Raw genomic sequence first — 17058 nt, forward strand, 5'->3', positions numbered from 1 at the left:
TTTTGCGCCGGGTGGCGCTGCGCTTACCCGGCCTACGATTCAGTAGGCCCGATAAGCGAAGCGCCATCGGGCAATGTTTAGTGACGGAACGGATTATTGCCTTTGCTGGCGGACGTCGTGGTACGCGCAGCGGCTGGCTGTGCAGCAGGGGTGTTGCTGTCACCGTTGAAGTTATCAACTGCGGCAACCTGATCAGGGTTCTCAGGTGCAACGCTGTCCGGAGAGGTGGAGACCGGTTTACCCAGCGCGCTGTTCAGCATCTGCAGGTCTTGCTCGTTCAGCGTACCCAGAGCCTGTTTGATGTTCAGCTGGTTAATCAGGTACTGGTAACGTGCGCTGGAGAGCTGCTGTTTCGCGTTGTAAAGCGTGGTGGTTGCGTCCAGCACGTCAACGATGGTACGGGTACCAACGGAGTAACCCGCTTCCATCGCGTCCAGGGAGCTCTGTGCAGACACAACGGCCTGTTTATAGGCGTTGATGCTGCTGATCGAAGCGTTCACGTTATTGAAGGAAGAACGCACGGTCTGCACCACGTTGCGGTGGGCACTTTCCAGCTGCTCGCTCGCGCCAACAAAGTTGTACTGCGCCTGTTTCACCTGGGAGTTGACCTGACCGCCCTGATACAGCGGCAGGGAGAAGCTCAGGCCAACCTGGTTCTGTCCAATATTTTTATCGTCGTATGCTGAAGCGCTGGCTCCGTGGGTTTTGGAACCGCTATAGCTGGTATCCGATACGCTGGTTGATGCGCTCAGGCTCAGGGTTGGCAGGTGGCCGTCCTGCGCCTGACGAATTTGCTCGCGGGCCAGATCCTGGCTCAGACGCGCCTGCAGCAAGTTTAAATTGCGGTTTTCCGCTTCTTTCAGCAGGGCGTTAACGGCCTGCGGTTTATCCGTTTTAAAGCTGTCCACGTTCAGGGACGCCAGTTCAGGGTAGTAATTCCCGGTGACCTGACGCAGGGATTCCAGCGCGTTATCGAGGTTGTTACGCGCGGTCACTTCGTTGGCCAGTACGGTGTCGTACTGTGAACGGGCGTTTTGCACGTCGGTGATCGCCACCAGACCCACGTTGAAACGCTGGGTGGTTTGATCTAACTGGCGGTAAATCGCCTGTTTCTGCGCTTCGGTGTAGGAGAGCGCGTCAATGGCGCTCAGTACATTGAAGTAAGCCGTGGCAGTATTCAGGATCAGCGTCTGCTGGTCGGTCTGATAGGTTACATCCTGAATGCCCGCGCTCTTTTCCTGCAGGCTCAGGGCGCGCCATTTGGACATATCAAACAGCGTCTGTGTCAATTGCAGGGAGGCGCTGGTAGCATTGGAGTTAATGCCATTATTATCGCGATAACCGTTACCGTAGGTATAATCTGCACCTAAACCTAACTGTGGCAGCAAGGGGCTACGCGCTTCGTTAATCTTTTCAAACGCAGCATCACGATCGGCCGCTGATTTACGTAAATCAGGGTTGCCCAGACGTGCCTGCTGGTAGACCTGTAACAGGTTTTCCGCCTGGCTCATTGCACTGAAGCCCGTCAGGCTCAGGCCGATAAGGATGGGGAGCAATTTCTTCATTTGCATTCCTTGTTGTGAAGCAGTATTAGCGCTGATCTAATTAAAAAATAATTGCCGATTCTAACAGAATCTTCCATACCAAAAGGTTGGCGTTACGTGCCATCTGGCGGTAATTTGCACCAATCTATCATATAGCCTTACAAACGGCAGCCAAACAGCCTTGAAATTCACAATTTCATCACCATTGCTACCAGGACTCGACTCATGCAAAAACCAGAAAAGTTGCCCGTGACATTCGCCAAAAACGATGTAGAAATTATTGCACGAGAAACGCTTTATAGCGGTTTTTTTTCAATGGAACTTTACCGTTTCAGGCATCGCCTGTTTAACGGTGAAATGAGTGGCGAAATCAGACGCGAAATTTTTGAGCGCGGGCATGCGGCAGTCTTGCTACCCTTTGACCCAGTGCGTGACGAAGTTGTGCTGGTGGAGCAGATCCGCATAGCCGCTTATGACGTGAGCGAGAGCCCGTGGCTGCTGGAGATGGTGGCCGGGATGATCGAAGAAGGTGAATCGGTTGAAGACGTCGCCCGGCGCGAGGCGCTGGAAGAGGCGGGGCTGGTGGTGGGCCGCACAAAACCGGTGTTGAGCTATCTGGCAAGCCCGGGAGGCACCAGCGAGCGCTTGTCCATTATGGTGGGTGAAGTGGACGCCACGACGGCGGAAGGGATCCACGGTCTGGCAGATGAAAACGAAGATATTCGGGTTCATGTGGTGAGCCGGGAGCAGGCTTATCAGTGGGTAGAAGAGGGTTCAATCGACAACGCAGCGTCTGTCATCGCCCTGCAATGGCTGCAGCTGCATTATCAGGCATTACGAAACGAGTGGAAAAAATGAAGCGCTATACACCTGACTTCCCAGAAATGATGCGCCTGTGCGAAACCAATTTCGCACAATTGCGCCGCCTGCTGCCGAAAAACGACGCACCCGGCGAAACGGTAAGCTATCAGGTGAGTAACGCGCAGTATCGATTAACGATAACAGAATCAACGCGCTACACTACGCTGGTGGAGATTGAGCAAACGGCGCCCAGCATTAGCTACTGGAGCCTGCCGTCGATGACGGTGCGCCTCTATCACGACGCGATGGTCGCTGAAGTGTGTTCGAGTCAGCAGATCTTTCGCTTCAAGGCGCGGTATGATTACCCGAATAAAAAGTTGCATCAACGCGACGAAAAGCATCAAATTAACCAGTTTTTAGCCGACTGGCTAAGATATTGTTTAGCACATGGAGCAATGGCGATTCCGGTTTGTTAGCGTCATAAACCTACCTAAGGACACCATTTGGAAAGCCTGTTGAACCTGACTGTTGCTGGTGGGGCGCCAGTCAGGATATTACAAATCACCGATACCCACCTTTTTGCCGAAAAGCATGAGACGCTACTGGGGGTCAACACCTGGGAGAGTTATCAGGCGGTACTTAGCGCCATTCACGCTGAAAATCGTGGATGCGATCTGATTGTCGCAACTGGCGATCTGGCGCAGGATCAATCCTCCGCGGCCTATCAGCATTTTGCTGAAGGCATCGCGAGCTTTAGCGTGCCTTGCGTCTGGCTGCCCGGAAACCATGATTTCCAGCCCGCGATGTACAGTTCCCTCCAGGATGCGGGGATTTCTCCGGCGAAATGTGTTTTTGCGGGTGAACAGTGGCAAATCTTGCTGCTGGACAGCCAGGTGTTCGGCGTCCCGCACGGTGAATTAAGCGAGTTTCAACTCGACTGGCTAGAGACCAAACTGGCTGCTGAACCTGAACGTCATACGCTGTTGCTGCTTCATCATCATCCTCTGCCGGCGGGATGCAGCTGGCTCGATCAACACAGCCTGCGCAACTCCGCGGCGCTGGATCGCGTGCTGGCGAAGTTCCCGCGGGTGAAGAACCTGCTGTGTGGACACATTCATCAGGAACAGGATCTCGACTGGAATGGACGTCGCATGCTGGCGACGCCATCGACCTGCGTTCAGTTTAAGCCGCACTGCGCCAATTTTACGCTTGATACTATCGCGCCAGGCTGGCGCTGGCTGGAACTGCATGCCGATGGCACGCTGGCCACGGAAGTCTGCCGTTTAACCGGCGCGCAATTCCGCCCGGACACCGCTTCAGAAGGCTATTGATGTCTACGCTCCTTTATCTGCACGGCTTCAACAGCTCGCCGCGTTCCGCAAAAGCGACACAGTTTCGCCAGTGGCTGAGCGAGCATCACCCCGATGTTGAGATGATCATCCCGCAACTGCCGCCTTATCCGGCCCAGGCCGCGGAGATGCTGGAATCTATCGTGCTTGAGCACGGCGGGGAAACGTTCGGTGTGGTCGGCTCATCGCTGGGCGGGTATTACGCCACCTGGCTCTCGCAATGCTTCATGCTGCCCGCCGTAGTGGTTAATCCAGCGGTGCGGCCATTTGAGCTGCTGCGGGACTTTCTTGGCGAAAACGAGAACCCCTACACCGGCCAGCAATATGTGCTAGAGTCACGCCATATTTACGATCTCAAAGTTATGCAGGTCGACCCGCTTGAGGCGCCGGATCTTATCTGGCTGCTGCAACAGACGGGAGATGAAGTGCTGGATTACCGCCAGGCAGTGGCGTATTACGCATCCTGCCGCCAGACTATAGAAGAGGGCGGAAACCATGCTTTCACGGGCTTTGAGAATCATTTCACCCAGATTGTCGATTTTCTTGGACTGCACAGCCACTGACAATCAATGCGAATTGCTAGTTTAAATCATGACGCAAACCTATAACGCTGATGCCATTGAGGTCCTCACCGGGCTTGAGCCGGTTCGCCGCCGCCCGGGGATGTACACCGATACGACGCGCCCAAATCATCTGGGCCAGGAAGTTATTGATAACAGTGTGGACGAAGCGCTGGCTGGCCATGCCAAACGCGTTGACGTTATCCTGCATGCCGATCAGTCGCTGGAAGTCATCGACGACGGGCGCGGCATGCCGGTGGATATCCACCCGGAAGAGGGTGTACCTGCCGTTGAGCTGATCCTCTGTCGTCTGCATGCGGGCGGTAAGTTCTCCAACAAAAACTACCAGTTCTCCGGTGGTTTGCACGGCGTGGGCATTTCCGTCGTCAACGCCCTGTCCAAACGCGTGGAAGTGAACGTCCGTCGCGACGGCCAGATCTATAACATCGCGTTTGAAAATGGCGATAAGGTGCAGGATCTGCAGGTTGTCGGCACGTGCGGTAAACGCAATACCGGGACCAGCGTCCACTTCTGGCCTGATGAAAGCTTCTTCGACAGCCCGCGCTTTTCCGTTTCTCGCCTGACGCACCTGCTGAAAGCCAAAGCGGTGCTGTGTCCGGGCGTGGAAATTACCTTTAAAGATCACGTCAACAATACCGAGCAGAGCTGGCGCTATGAAGATGGTCTTAACGACTATCTGTGCGAAGCGGTGAACGGCCTGCCGACGCTGCCGGAAAAACCGTTCGTCGGTAATTTCACCGGTGACACCGAAGCGGTGGACTGGGCGCTGCTGTGGCTGCCGGAAGGCGGCGAGCTGCTGACCGAAAGCTACGTCAACCTGATCCCGACCATGCTCGGCGGTACCCACGTCAACGGCCTGCGTCAGGGGCTGCTGGATGCGATGCGCGAGTTCTGTGAATACCGCAATATCCTGCCACGCGGCGTGAAGCTGTCGGCGGAAGATATCTGGGACCGTTGCGCCTACGTGCTTTCCGTGAAGATGCAGGATCCGCAGTTTGCCGGTCAGACCAAAGAGCGCCTCTCTTCACGTCAGTGCGCGGCGTTTGTCTCCGGCGTGGTGAAAGATGCGTTTACCCTGTGGCTGAACCAGAACGTTCAGGCGGCAGAGATGCTGGCTGAAATGGCCATTTCCAGCGCCCAGCGTCGTCTGCGTGCTGCGAAGAAAGTGGTGCGTAAAAAGCTGACCAGCGGCCCTGCGCTGCCGGGCAAGCTGGCAGACTGTACCGCACAGGATCTCAACCGTACTGAGCTCTTCCTCGTGGAAGGGGACTCGGCGGGTGGGTCGGCCAAGCAGGCGCGCGATCGCGAATATCAGGCGATCATGCCGCTCAAAGGAAAGATCCTGAACACCTGGGAGGTCTCTTCAGATGAAGTGCTGGCCTCGCAGGAAGTCCACGATATCTCGGTGGCGATCGGCATCGATCCCGACAGCGACGATCTGAGCCAGCTGCGCTACGGCAAGATCTGTATCCTCGCGGATGCGGACTCCGATGGTCTGCACATCGCCACGCTGCTGTGCGCGCTGTTTGTGAAGCACTTCCGCACGCTGGTAAAAAATGGTCACGTCCACGTGGCGCTGCCGCCGCTGTACCGTATCGACCTCGGCAAAGAGGTTTACTACGCGCTGACGGAAGAAGAGAAAGCGGGCGTGCTGGAGCAGCTTAAGCGTAAGAAGGGCAAACCTAACGTTCAGCGCTTTAAAGGACTGGGCGAGATGAACCCGATGCAGCTGCGCGAAACGACGCTCGATCCGAACACCCGCCGTCTGGTGCAGTTGACGATCAGCGACGAGGACGAACAGCAAACCAACGCCATGATGGATATGCTTCTTGCCAAGAAACGTTCGGAAGACCGACGTAACTGGCTGCAGGAGAAAGGCGATATGGCGGATATTGAAGCCTGATAAAAAGCCCTGCGATGCAGGGCTTTTTTACATCAAAACTCCATCTTCACCGTCAGCTGCACTTCGCGCGGGTCGCCAATCTGGTTGCCCAGGTTGTTGGTCGCGATAGATGAGGTGTAGTAGGTCTTATCAAACAGGTTCTTCACGTTGACCTGCAGCGTCACCGGATACTGCAGCTTCATCTTATATGCCGCAAACGCATCCGCCACGAAATACCCCGGCAGGTAGTAATCCGCTCCGTTGGTCGCTGAGCGACGGCTCACGCCGTGCCCGCCGCCGCCGAGCGTCAGGGTGTTTCCGGCAAACGCATTGTGAATATCGTAGGTCAGGAACAGCGAGCCGGTATGGCGCGGCACGTTCGGCAGCGGTTTGCCGGCATAGTCCGGATCTTCCAGCACCTTCGCGTCGGTATAGCCATAGCTGGCGATGATATTGGTGTTTTCGGTCAATGACCCGGCAACATCCACCTCCACCCCCTGGGAACGCACGCGGCCCGCAGTTTTGGCGATGGTTTCACCCCCTACGCTTTCGTTGTACAGCACGTTGCGCTTGTGAATATCAAACAGCGCGATATTGGCGGTAATGCCGTTGAACAGGTCAAACTTCGCGCCCACTTCGTAAGCATTCGATGTTTCCGGCGGCAGGTCACCAATGTAGCTCGCGATGGACGACTGCGGCATAAACGTTTGTGAGTAGTTGGCAAACAGCGAGACGGATGGTGTGAGCTTGTAAACCAGCCCCAGCTTCGGCGTCCACTGCTCGTCGCGACTGTCGGTATTAACGTTGAAAGGACGGCCTTTGCCCGCGTACTGGGTGTAATACTGATAGCGCATCCCTGCGACGGCGATCCAGTTATCGGTCAGGTACAGGGCATCCTGCGCGTAGGCGGAATAGCTCTCCTGCTTGAGCGTCTGGTCGCTGTCGGATGCCGACACGGTGGTGCATTTGCCGAGGTTGCCATACGTCGGGTGATAGATATTGAAATCTTTCACGTTTTTACAGCGCATCATGTCCGTGCGCAGCAGATCGTAATTCTCATACGACACGCCGGTCAGGATCTCATTGTAAAAGCCTGCGATATCCACGTTCCCCTGAAGGTCCGCACGGGTACTGTGCATGCGCTGGGTCGAGCCCTGGGTCGCATCCACGCGGCGGGTCAGGTTACCGGTTTTTGAATCGTAGGCCATCACGCGGGCCTGGTTATCGCTGTATTTATCCTGGCTGAAGCTGTAGTCAAACTTCGCGGTCCACTGGCTGTTGAGGCGATATTCTGCGTTGAGCTGAGCGAGATCGGACTGGCCGTCGGTCACGTTAAACGGCTCATCGAAGCGGGTTTTGCGATCCACATTCACCGGCTGTTTAGTGTTGAGATCGAAGATCGTTCCGCGATCGAACGGCGTCTTATAGTCGCGATGAGAATAGAGCACGGTCACGGTGGCATCATCGCCAAACCAGGTGAGCGATGGGGCGATAAAGGTGCTGCGTTCGTTGCCAAAATTACGCCAGTAATCTTCGTCCTGATATTCACCCGTAAGGCGATACGCCAGACGCGTGCCGTCAATCGGGCCGGTCACGTCAACCTGTCCGGTGCCGCCGCCAAAGCTGGAAGAGGTGGCGGAAATCGAACCGCCGAAGGTCTTCTCCGGGCGTTTGGTGACGACGTTAATCAGGCCGCCCGGATCGAGGATACCGTAAAGCGTTGAGGCCGGGCCTTTCAGCACCTCCACGCGCTCGGTTGCGGCATTAAAGCTGCGCGGCAGTACGGTGCGCAGGCCGTTGGTCATGATCGAGCCGTCGCGGTTCGCGCCAAATCCTCGGCGTACAAACGCATCCTGCGTCCCCCCCAGGGTGTTGGTCTGAACCACGTTGCTGACGTTATAGAGCGCTTCATCCAGCGTGGTGGCGTGCTGATCCTCCAGCACTTTATCGCTGACGGTATTCACCACCTGCGGGATATCCAGCATCGGCATGTTGGTTAGCGTGGCAGTGGAGGTGTTCAGCGGTTGATAGCCGTTGGTGGCCTCGACCGTGGCATTGGGATCGGCGGTAACGGTGAGGGTTTCGCCGTCTTTTGTTGCTGCGGTCTCTGCTGCGTGTACCAGAGGTGCCATAAACAAAAGCGAAAAGAGCGCGCGCCCTTTAATCCCAGAAAGAGAAGGTGTGAACGTAGCCATTACATCTGTTTTCCCGAAATATCCAACGAATAAACGTTCGTGGAAGAAGGTATGAGTCATTGCCCTTACGGTCTGTTCGTTAGCCTGAAAGCATCGAACTTGTAATTGAGAATCATTCAATCATGCATGGATGTAGTAGTAAATGGAAAAAAGCAAAAATCGACTACAGCCATAAGTGGTACGTAAAAGCGCAACGTATTAACAGTTAATTAATTGAAATTTAAGATATTATTATATTAATGATTTTTGTGATGCTTTCCGTTTACCCATGGGATTATCAGGGTGTTTCTTCTCTTGACTACTACATGGCGCGGCGTCAAACTCTCAAAAGAGAATGAGTTTTATTTTTATTTGTTGTTTTTTCATTACGTTGGCGTTCACGTGGCACACAACACAAACAAACCGGGACTGGTTCTGGAGAACCTCTCTGCGGGCTATCAGAAAAAAATCATCATTGATGAGATCTCCCTTGCGATCCCTCAGCAGAAAATGACGGTGCTGGTAGGGGCGAACGGCTGTGGAAAATCCACGCTGTTGAGCACTATCGCGCGGCTGCTGCAGCCGCTGGGGGGAACCGCGCTGCTGGACGGCAAAGCCATTCATGAGCAACCAACCAAAGCGGTTGCCCGTCAGCTTGGTATTCTGCCCCAGTCTCCGCTGCTGCCGGAAGGGTTAACCGTATTCGATCTGGTCTCGCGCGGGCGGTTTCCCTGGCAAAATTTTATGCGCCAGTGGAGCGACGAAGACGAGCTTGCGGTGGAGGAGGCCCTGCGCCTGACCGGCACGGCAGCCTTTGCGCATCTGCCGGTCGAAAGCTTGTCCGGCGGCCAGCGCCAGCGCTGCTGGATCGCCATGGCGCTGGCGCAGCAAACGCCGTATATCCTGCTTGATGAACCCACGACGTTTCTCGACCTCCGCTATCAGGTGGAGATCCTGGAGCTGCTGCACGCCCTGACCCGCCAGCACGGACGTACCGTGGTGGTGGTGCTGCACGATCTCAACTTCGCGGTGAACTACGGCGATTCGCTGGTCTTTTTACGCCAGGGAAAAGTAGAGGGTGTATTGCATGAAGGCGACGTCTGCACGCCGGAGCTGATCAAAGCGGTATTTGATGTCGACGTGCATATGTCCGTTAACCCCTTGACCGGCAAACCGTTCTTTATGCCCTTTCGCCAGGCTGCTGAAAAATGATAATGCGCACGTCTCTGGCGTTTATCCTTTTTGCGCTCCTGCTGGTGGCGGCCGCGGTTGCACATCTGGGGGTCGGCGCGCGCGTTATTCCTCCCTGGACGGTGGTCGAGGCTTTTTTCGCTTTCGACCCGCATAATTTCGATCATAACGTCATCATCAGGCTGCGCCTGTTACGCCTTATGGCGGCCACGCTTACCGGCGCGGCGCTGGGTGTGGCGGGGGTATTATTGCAGTCAGTCATCCGCAACCCGCTGGGCGAGCCGCATATTCTGGGTCTCAATGCCGGGGCGGCGCTGGCTGTGGTGCTGACGAGCGCGCTGGGTCTGACTCTGCCATTTGGTCAACCGCTTATTGCCGCCGCCGGTGCCGCCACGCTGTTTTTGCTGGTGCTGATGTTCTCCTCTTCCGGACGCACCGGGCTCACGCCAATGAAAATCACCCTGTGCGGTGTCGCGATGTCGGCATTTGCCTCGTCAGTCACCGCCGCCGTGCTGATTCTGGACGAACAGACGCTGCTCTCCCTGCGTACCTGGCTGGCGGGGGATTTAGCCGGGGTTAACGCACAGATGCTCCGGAGCGCCCTGTGGGCTGCAGCAGCCGGTTTTGTTCTCGCTATCGGGCTGTCGCCTTCGCTCAATATGCTGGCGCTGGGGGACAGAATGGCCCAGGGGCTTGGCGTGTCGCTGCTGAAAACCCGCCTGCTCGCCCTGCTGGCCATCGCGCTGCTCTGCGGCGCGGCCGTCTCCATCGCCGGGCCGATTGGCTTTATCGGCCTTGTGGTGCCGCAGCTCATTCGCCGTCTGGTGTCGATTGATCTGCGAGTGATGGTACCGCTGTCTGCCCTCTGCGGCGCGGTGGTTTTGCTGCTGGCGGATATCGCCGCCCGCACGCTGTTTACGCCCTGGGAGCTGGCAACCGGCATCATGACTGCCCTGGTTGGCGCACCCATTTTCATCTTTATGGCCACGAGGATGTTCAAATGAACCGGGCCGGACTGCGTGCGCTGCGCGTTGGCACCTTCTCGGCGCTGATTCGTCCAAAGGCGATGGCGTGTCTGGTCGTCCTGGCGCTGGCCGCCTGCCTGCTGACAGGTTTTGGCCTGACGCACGGTTCCCTGCCAATTCCCACTTCAGATGTCGGGCGCGCGCTGTTTTACCCTGAAAGCCTGACGGCGGAGACGCGCTACATCGTGATGGACATCCGCCTGCCGCGTCTGCTGATGGCGATACTGTGTGGCGCCATGCTCGGTATGGCTGGGGCGGCAATGCAGTCTATTACACGCAATGGCCTGGCTGACCCGGGGCTTATCGGCGTGAAAGAGGGCTGTAGCGCGGCGGTACTGCTGCTGATTTTTCAGTTCCCGTCGCTGAGTCTGGCCTGGCGTCCGCTGGTCGGGATGGCCGGTGGGCTGCTCACCGCGCTAGTGGTCATAGCCCTGGCGCGCGATATCTCGCGCCCGCGATTCATCCTGATTGGCATCGGCGTGTCATGGGCGTTTGCCGCGGCGATGGGCGTCTTCATCACCACTGCTGACGTGCGCGACGTGCAGACGGCGATGCTCTGGCTGGCAGGAAGCCTGCATGCGGCAAACTGGACGCTGGTGGGGCTAGCCGCACTCTGGGCTGCTCCCGCGTTTGTGCTGTTGCTGTTTACCGCGCGGGCCGCGGACGTGGCGTTGCTCGGCAATCAGGCCGCTACGGGCCTTGGCGTACGCACAACCCGGCTGGCGCTGCTGCGGGTTCTCGCCCCGGTGGTGCTGACGGCGGCCAGCGTCTCCTGCGTGGGTAGTATTGGTTTCGTGGGGCTGATTGCCCCGCATATGGCACGCCTGCTGCTGCGCGGTGGGCAAACCGCGCTCCTGGCGGGAAGCGCCGTGCTGGGTGCGCTGCTGGTGCTGCTGGCGGATAACGTTGGCCGTCTGGCATTCCTCCCGCTGCAGCTGCCGGCGGGAATTGTGATTTCATTGATTGGCGGACCGTTTTTCCTGCTGCTGCTCTGGCAGCGTCGGGACAGATTTTAGGGGACTATGATGCGCGTAGTGTTTTCGATGCTGTTGTTGGTGGGGTTCGCGGTGAGTGCGGCGGAGCCGACGCAGACGTTTACTGACGATCTGAACCGAAAAGTGGTGGTGCCGGTTCATCCGAAACGGATTGTCTCGTTACACGATCTGGATATCACCATTCCGCTGATTGAGCTTGGCGTGCCGCCGGTCGCGAGCCATGGCCGCACGCGGCCGGACGGCAGCCACTTTCTGCGCTCCAGCGGAATGTTGACGGGCGTCGACTTCGATAATTCCGACATCAAATTTATCGGCACGGCGGATATCGATATTGAAGCTATCGCCGCCGCAAAACCTGACCTGATCGTGACCGAGCCGACCCGCAACACCCCGGTGGAACAGCTGGAAAAAATTGCCCCGACGGTCAGCATCGATCATCTCGATGGCGGCGCGCCGGAGATCTACCGCAAGCTGGCGCAGCTCACGGGCACGCAGGCGCGGCTGGCGATCCTTGAGCGTCGCTATCAGGAGCAAATAAAGGCGCTGAAAGCGACGGTGGATACCCGCAAAATTAGCGTGTCGGTGATTCAGGCGAATCAGGGGAAGATTAACGCCATGCACAGCTATCACTCGCTAGGCCGCGTGCTCCGTGATGCCGGGTTCACCTTCCCGCCGCTGATTGAGTCCATTCCGGAAGGGGGGCGGATTGACGTCAGCGCCGAGCGCCTGCCGGAACTGGATGCCGACTTCGTCTTCGCCACCTGGCGTGGGGATACCGGCGGTAAACCGCAGGACGAGCTGGCGGCGATGGATGCGGTGATGCCGGGGTGGTGTCAGTTTCTGAATGCCTGCCGGACCGGGCATTACGTGCTGATCTCGCGTGAAGAGGCGATCTCGAATTCGTTTGCCTCGTTAGGACTGATGGCCGCGCAGGTGCAGTCGCAGATTGCCGGGCGTCCGCTGCCGGAGGCGTCACGGTGATCCGCAAAGAGAAAGGGCGCGTGGATGTATATGGCGATCGCTTTCGCGCGCGTGCGCATCAGCTGACGCCGCGTTTGCTGCAGGTCGCACGCTATATCCATGACAACCGCGAAGCGGTGATGGAACAGACGGCAATGGAGATTGCTGCGGAACTGAAAACCTCGGACGCCACGGTGGTCCGCGCCATTCAGGCGCTGGGGTTCGCCGGGCTGCGCGATCTGAAGCAGACCCTGGAGCAGTGGTTTGGTCCGGTGGTGACGTCCAGCGAAAAGATGTCCACCACGGTGAATACGCTTGCCAGCGACGTCAATGCGAGCATTGATTTTGTGCTGGAGGGGCATCAACACACCTGCGACGTGCTATCCGAGCCCCACAACCGCTACGCGATGGCGCAGGCGGTTTCCCTGCTGGCGCAGGCGAGACAGGTTGCCATATTTGGTATTGGCGCCTCCGGCATTCTGGCCGAGTACACTGCCAGGCTGTTCAGCCGCATGGGGTTACCCGCCACGCCGCTTAACCGCACCGGGATAGGGCTTGCGGAACAGCTGATTGCGCTTCAGCGCGGCGACGTGCTGGTGATGATGGCGCAGAAGTCCGCGCACCGGGAGGGGCAAACCACGCTGCGTGAAGCAAAACGTCTGGGTATCCCAACGATCCTGCTGACCAACGCCCTTGATTCGCGTTTCAGTAAGGAGGCCAGCGTGGTGATCCACGTTCCGCGCGGCGGCGAAAAGGGCAAAATCCCGCTCCACGGCACGGTGCTGCTGTGTCTGGAGATGATTATTTTATCCGTCGCCTCCACCGAGCCGCAGCGCACCATCAAGTCAATGAAGCGCATCAACGAGCTACATCGTGGGTTAAAACCGGGGAAGAAAAGCAGCTGATTTCCCCGGCTCGCGGATTACGCTTTAGGAATACGCAGCGTCTGGCCAGGATAGATTTTATCCGGGCTGGAGAGCATCGGGCGGTTAGCCTCAAAAATCTTATTGTACTGGTTGGCATCGCCGTACACGGTTTTGGAGATAGCGCTCAGGGTATCGCCGGATTTCACCGTGTAGTAGGTGGCTTCATCTTTGGCATCGGTCGTGGTGATGTTGTTCTCCACCTCGCTGACGCCCGCGATGTTCCCGACGGCGACCTGGATTTTTTCTTTCTGTTCCTGGGTCAGCCCGTCGCCCGTCACGCTGGCTTTGCCGTCGGTGACGTTAACCTGAACCTTATCTGAACCGGGAATATTGAGTTTCTTGAGATGCTCGGTGATTTTGTCGCTCTGGCCTTTATGATCGGTCAGGTTATCCCATAGCTTTTCGCCTGCTTCTTTTACAAAGTTAAAAAGACCCATTCCATCCTCCTGTTAATCATGAAGTCAGAATAAGCATAGCAGTTGAGTTTTAAGCTGATAAAAAAAGCCCGGTAGCGCTGACGCTTACCGGGCCTACGGTTCAGGTTTTGTAGGCCGGGTAAACGCAGTGCCACCCGGCAAATACCACGAACTTAAACCCCTTGCTCCAGAATGCGGATGTGGGTTTCCAGCACGTCACCCTTCACCGCGTCGCTCCACGCTTTCATGTGCGCGGTCTGCAGGTGCGCTTCAAGATGCGCGACGGTTTCCCACTGCTCAACCATGATGATCGAGTCTGGAGCGGTCGCCTGGAAGCTGGCGTCAGTGGCGGCATCCACCATCGGCGCGTAGCCGTGGCAGCCTTCTTCTTTCAGTACGGTCGGGATAATTTTCGCGAACTGATCCAGCACCGCCTGGCGGTGATGTTGACCTGGACGAGTACGGATTTCTGCAATAACGGTAAGCATTGTGACTACTCCTTTAATTCCAGGGTACCAGTTAAGCAAAAATTTCCGCGAGATGCTTGCGATATTCTGCGATATAGCTCGGGACATCAGGCATTTTAATCACGTCGTTGACGATAAAGGTCGGCAGCGGATCCATGCCCAGGAACTGGTTAGCCTTGTGGAACGGCAGGTACGCGCCGTCAACGCCCACGCCTTCGAAGAACTGATCTTTCTCTGTGAACGCTTCCATCGGCGCGTTCCAGGTCAGGGACAGCATGTATTTTTTGCCCTGAATCAGGCCGCCGGAGCCATATTTTTTAGAGGCATCGGAGCGGGTACGGCCGTCGCTGGCATACAGCGAGCCGTGACCTTCGGTGAACACGTCATCCATGTACTTTTTCACGGTCCACGGCGCGCCCATCCACCAGCCTGGCATCTGCCAGATCACCACGTCGGCCCACAGGAAGTTCTGCACTTCGGCTTTCACGTCGTAATTGCTGTCCGCACGCACGACCTTAACATCATGCCCGGCGTCGCGCAGGAAACCGTCCGCGACCTCGGTCAGGGTGTCATTCAGCTGGCCTTTAGAGTGCGCGAATTCTTTTGCGCCATTGATAATCAGAATGTTGCTCATTATTTGTCCTCGGTGATGAGAGTATGGCGAGTATTCTACGCGCGAGGACGGTGCGTTAAAATGAGCAAAATGTGCAAAGTCTTTTGCATTAAATGCAATAATCCCTTACCAGCTGACCTTCGCTTCAAAGCCCCCTTCAGGTGCATTGTTCAGCGAGACGTGCATACCATGCAGGGCGGCAATGCGCCTGACGATAGATATCCCCAACCCACTGCCCGTGGCATCCTGGCCCGGGGGACGATAAAAACGTTCGCCGATGCGCGCCAGCGCATCAGGTGAAATACCGGGGCCGTTGTCGCGCACGGTAAAGCTACGCGTGTCCAGCGTCACGTCTACCACGCTGCCGCGCGGGCTGTAGCGAATCGCGTTGTCCAGCAGGTTGCGCACCAGCAGGCTCAGGAGCAACTGCTGGCCCGTGCGTGTAACCTCTGGCGCATTGATGTTCAGGCGAATATCAATGCCCGCCTGCCGGGCCGGGTGCCAGGTATCCAGCACGGCCGACTGCAGTAAATCGGCCAGGATAATCGGTTCCACATCGTCCAGGTTATCCAGCGAGTCCAGACGCGACAGCGTGAGGAGCTGATCCACCAGCCGGGAGGCGCGGTCGATACCCGCATGCAGCTGCATCAGCGCTTTTTCCCGCGCCTGCGGGTCGTCCTGAGAGAGCTGCGCCACGTCGGTTTGCACCTTCAGGGCCGCCAGCGGGCTGCGTAATTCGTGGGCAGCATCGGAAGTAAAACGACGCTCGCGGGTCATCATCTCCTGGGTTCGCGTGAAGAGATGATTCAGCGCGTCGAGCAGGGGACGTACTTCTGTTGGTACACCCTCCGTCGGCAGTTTATCGGTGGCATCCGGTGAGCGAGAACGCAACGTCTGCGCCAGCTTTTTCAGCGGCTTCAGTTCGCGGCTTAGCAGTACGATTAGCAACAGCAGCATCACGGGCAGGGCCACCAGCCACGGTGTGAGCTGCGAGCTGACCACGTCCAGCGCCATATCCTGCCGATACTCCCACTCCTGGCCGACCACCACGCGGTACTTTCCGTCGGGCGACGTCAGCCATAAAAAGCGCCATTCGTCGTTGTCACCCAGTAGCTGCCCGTTATCGAACCCGTCGCGGCGATAGTGGTACGGAATATCGCTGCCATTTTCACCGTCATTGAGGATCATTTTGCCGTCGACGGCGTAGATGGCAAAAGCCAGCGCGTCGTCATCCAGACGACCATGCTTCACTTTTTTAGGGATTTCACGCATCCGTTCGGGGGCGCGGATCTCGTCAAGATCCATCGTCAGCAGCCGTTTGGCAAACAGCATCTGCTGGGTATCAAAGAGCTTGTCGAGCTTGTGCGTCGTTTGCTGCCAGGCAACAAGACTGGCGGCAAACCAGGCCGTCAGAGACAGCAGTAAAAAGAGAAGCGTCAGGCGCAGCTTCAGGCTCAGGCGTTGCGTCAGTTTCATGCGTCACCCAGGGTATAACCGATGCCGTGCACGGTGCGGATAAACTCGCTGCCAAGCTTGCGGCGCAGATGATGGACGTGAACCTCGATGGCGTTGCTGGAGACGTCATCGTCCCAGGTATAGAGTTTTTCCTCGATAAGCTTTCGCGGCAGCACCCGGCCCGCGTTACGCATTAACAGCTCAAGCAGCGCGAACTCTTTGGGTTTTAGCGTCAGGGGAGCACCGTCCAGCGTGGCGACGAGCCGGGTCGGATCGAGCGTGACCTTGCCGTGGCGTAGCTCGCTGCACGCCTGGCCGTGGCTGCGGCGAACCAGCGCTTCGAGACGGGCCCCCACTTCGATCAGCGCGAACGGCTTACAGAGATAATCATCCGCGCCAAGGCGCAGCCCTTCGACGCGCTGGTTCAGCGCATCCCGCGCGGTCAGGATCAGTACCGGCTCACTGCGCCCGCTTTCGCGCCACGCGCGCAGGATCTCAAGCCCGTCGATTTCCGGCAGCGTCAGGTCCAGCACGACGGCATCATAGGGTGCGGAATAGAGCGCGGCCTGACCGGTTTTTCCGTCGGTAAACCAGTCCACGCTAAAGCCCATTTTGCCTAAGCCGGCTTTGATGCCATCGCCGATTAACGTGTCGTCTTCTACCAGTAAAATGCGCATGT

At 57.3% G+C, this 17058-nt stretch carries 17 protein-coding genes; 10 read left to right on the forward strand and 7 right to left on the reverse strand.

Annotated elements, in window-relative coordinates:
- Nucleotides 1-77: 77 nt before the first annotated feature.
- Nucleotides 78-1565 (reverse strand): outer membrane channel protein TolC, encoded by a 1488-nt coding sequence (gene tolC / locus E3U32_RS10390; RefSeq protein WP_134348726.1) that lies wholly within the window; start codon nucleotides 1563-1565, stop codon nucleotides 78-80.
- A gap of 204 nt (nucleotides 1566-1769) precedes the next feature.
- On the opposite strand from tolC, the gene nudF reads away from it, so the two are divergent.
- Genes nudF through parE form a run of 5 tightly spaced genes read left to right on the forward strand, consistent with a single transcriptional unit; the run spans nucleotide 1770 to nucleotide 6178 of the window.
- Nucleotides 1770-2402, forward strand: a complete 633-nt coding sequence (gene nudF, locus E3U32_RS10395) for an ADP-ribose diphosphatase (RefSeq protein WP_134348727.1) — start codon at nucleotides 1770-1772, stop codon at nucleotides 2400-2402.
- Entirely contained in the window at nucleotides 2399-2821 is a 423-nt protein-coding gene (locus E3U32_RS10400; protein WP_014833293.1) for a DUF1249 family protein, read from the forward strand. The genes nudF and E3U32_RS10400 overlap by 4 nt, the downstream gene beginning before the upstream one ends.
- Before the next feature lie 27 nt (nucleotides 2822-2848).
- Nucleotides 2849-3676 carry a 3',5'-cyclic-AMP phosphodiesterase gene (gene cpdA, locus E3U32_RS10405; protein ID WP_134348728.1) on the forward strand — a complete coding sequence of 276 codons (828 nt, stop codon included), beginning with the start codon at nucleotides 2849-2851 and terminating at the stop codon, nucleotides 3674-3676.
- Nucleotides 3676-4257, forward strand: coding sequence for an esterase YqiA (gene yqiA / locus E3U32_RS10410; RefSeq protein ID WP_134348729.1), 582 nt, complete (start codon nucleotides 3676-3678; stop codon nucleotides 4255-4257). The genes cpdA and yqiA overlap by 1 nt, the downstream gene beginning before the upstream one ends.
- A 28-nt stretch (nucleotides 4258-4285) precedes the next feature.
- Complete coding sequence (gene parE / locus E3U32_RS10415) at nucleotides 4286-6178, forward strand: DNA topoisomerase IV subunit B (RefSeq protein WP_134348730.1); 1893 nt, start codon at nucleotides 4286-4288, stop codon at nucleotides 6176-6178.
- Nucleotides 6179-6210: 32 nt separating this feature from the next.
- Here parE and E3U32_RS10420 read toward each other — a convergent pair whose 3' ends face one another.
- Nucleotides 6211-8352 (reverse strand): TonB-dependent siderophore receptor, encoded by a 2142-nt coding sequence (locus E3U32_RS10420; protein WP_134348731.1) that lies wholly within the window; start codon nucleotides 8350-8352, stop codon nucleotides 6211-6213.
- 381 nt (nucleotides 8353-8733) lie between these two features.
- On the opposite strand from E3U32_RS10420, the gene E3U32_RS10425 reads away from it, so the two are divergent.
- From E3U32_RS10425 to E3U32_RS10445, 5 genes are read left to right on the forward strand one after another with little or no spacing between them, the layout of a single operon-like run.
- Nucleotides 8734-9543, forward strand: a complete 810-nt coding sequence (locus E3U32_RS10425; protein ID WP_134348732.1) for an ABC transporter ATP-binding protein — start codon at nucleotides 8734-8736, stop codon at nucleotides 9541-9543.
- Nucleotides 9543-10526, forward strand: coding sequence for a FecCD family ABC transporter permease (locus E3U32_RS10430; protein WP_134348915.1), 984 nt, complete (start codon nucleotides 9543-9545; stop codon nucleotides 10524-10526). Before E3U32_RS10425 ends, E3U32_RS10430 begins: the two co-directional genes overlap by 1 nt.
- Nucleotides 10523-11563, forward strand: a complete 1041-nt coding sequence (locus E3U32_RS10435) for a FecCD family ABC transporter permease (protein WP_134348733.1) — start codon at nucleotides 10523-10525, stop codon at nucleotides 11561-11563. The genes E3U32_RS10430 and E3U32_RS10435 overlap by 4 nt, the downstream gene beginning before the upstream one ends.
- A 9-nt stretch (nucleotides 11564-11572) precedes the next feature.
- The gene (locus tag E3U32_RS10440; protein ID WP_134348916.1) at nucleotides 11573-12523 is read left to right on the forward strand and encodes an iron-siderophore ABC transporter substrate-binding protein; all 951 of its coding nucleotides are present in this window, start codon (nucleotides 11573-11575) and stop codon (nucleotides 12521-12523) included.
- The gene (locus E3U32_RS10445; RefSeq protein WP_134348734.1) at nucleotides 12520-13407 is read left to right on the forward strand and encodes a MurR/RpiR family transcriptional regulator; all 888 of its coding nucleotides are present in this window, start codon (nucleotides 12520-12522) and stop codon (nucleotides 13405-13407) included. The genes E3U32_RS10440 and E3U32_RS10445 overlap by 4 nt, the downstream gene beginning before the upstream one ends.
- A 17-nt stretch (nucleotides 13408-13424) precedes the next feature.
- Here E3U32_RS10445 and lysM read toward each other — a convergent pair whose 3' ends face one another.
- The 5 genes from lysM to qseB form a co-directional block, all read right to left on the reverse strand.
- A complete protein-coding gene (gene lysM, locus E3U32_RS10450; RefSeq protein ID WP_028014428.1) occupies nucleotides 13425-13865 on the reverse strand; it encodes a peptidoglycan-binding protein LysM in 441 nt (146 codons plus the stop codon).
- A 152-nt stretch (nucleotides 13866-14017) separates the two neighbouring features.
- Entirely contained in the window at nucleotides 14018-14332 is a 315-nt protein-coding gene (locus tag E3U32_RS10455; protein ID WP_008502984.1) for a putative quinol monooxygenase, read from the reverse strand.
- Nucleotides 14333-14363: 31 nt separating this feature from the next.
- A complete protein-coding gene (locus E3U32_RS10460) occupies nucleotides 14364-14945 on the reverse strand; it encodes an NAD(P)H-dependent oxidoreductase (RefSeq protein WP_047347835.1) in 582 nt (193 codons plus the stop codon).
- Between the two features lie 105 nt (nucleotides 14946-15050).
- Nucleotides 15051-16400, reverse strand: a complete 1350-nt coding sequence (qseC, locus tag E3U32_RS10465) for a quorum sensing histidine kinase QseC (protein WP_134348735.1) — start codon at nucleotides 16398-16400, stop codon at nucleotides 15051-15053.
- Nucleotides 16397-17056 (reverse strand): quorum sensing response regulator transcription factor QseB, encoded by a 660-nt coding sequence (gene qseB, locus E3U32_RS10470; RefSeq protein WP_134348736.1) that lies wholly within the window; start codon nucleotides 17054-17056, stop codon nucleotides 16397-16399. The genes qseC and qseB overlap by 4 nt, the downstream gene beginning before the upstream one ends.
- Nucleotides 17057-17058: the final 2 nt, after the last annotated feature.

The organism is Lelliottia nimipressuralis, assembly GCF_004402045.1.
Classification (GTDB): domain Bacteria; phylum Pseudomonadota; class Gammaproteobacteria; order Enterobacterales; family Enterobacteriaceae; genus Enterobacter; species Enterobacter chinensis.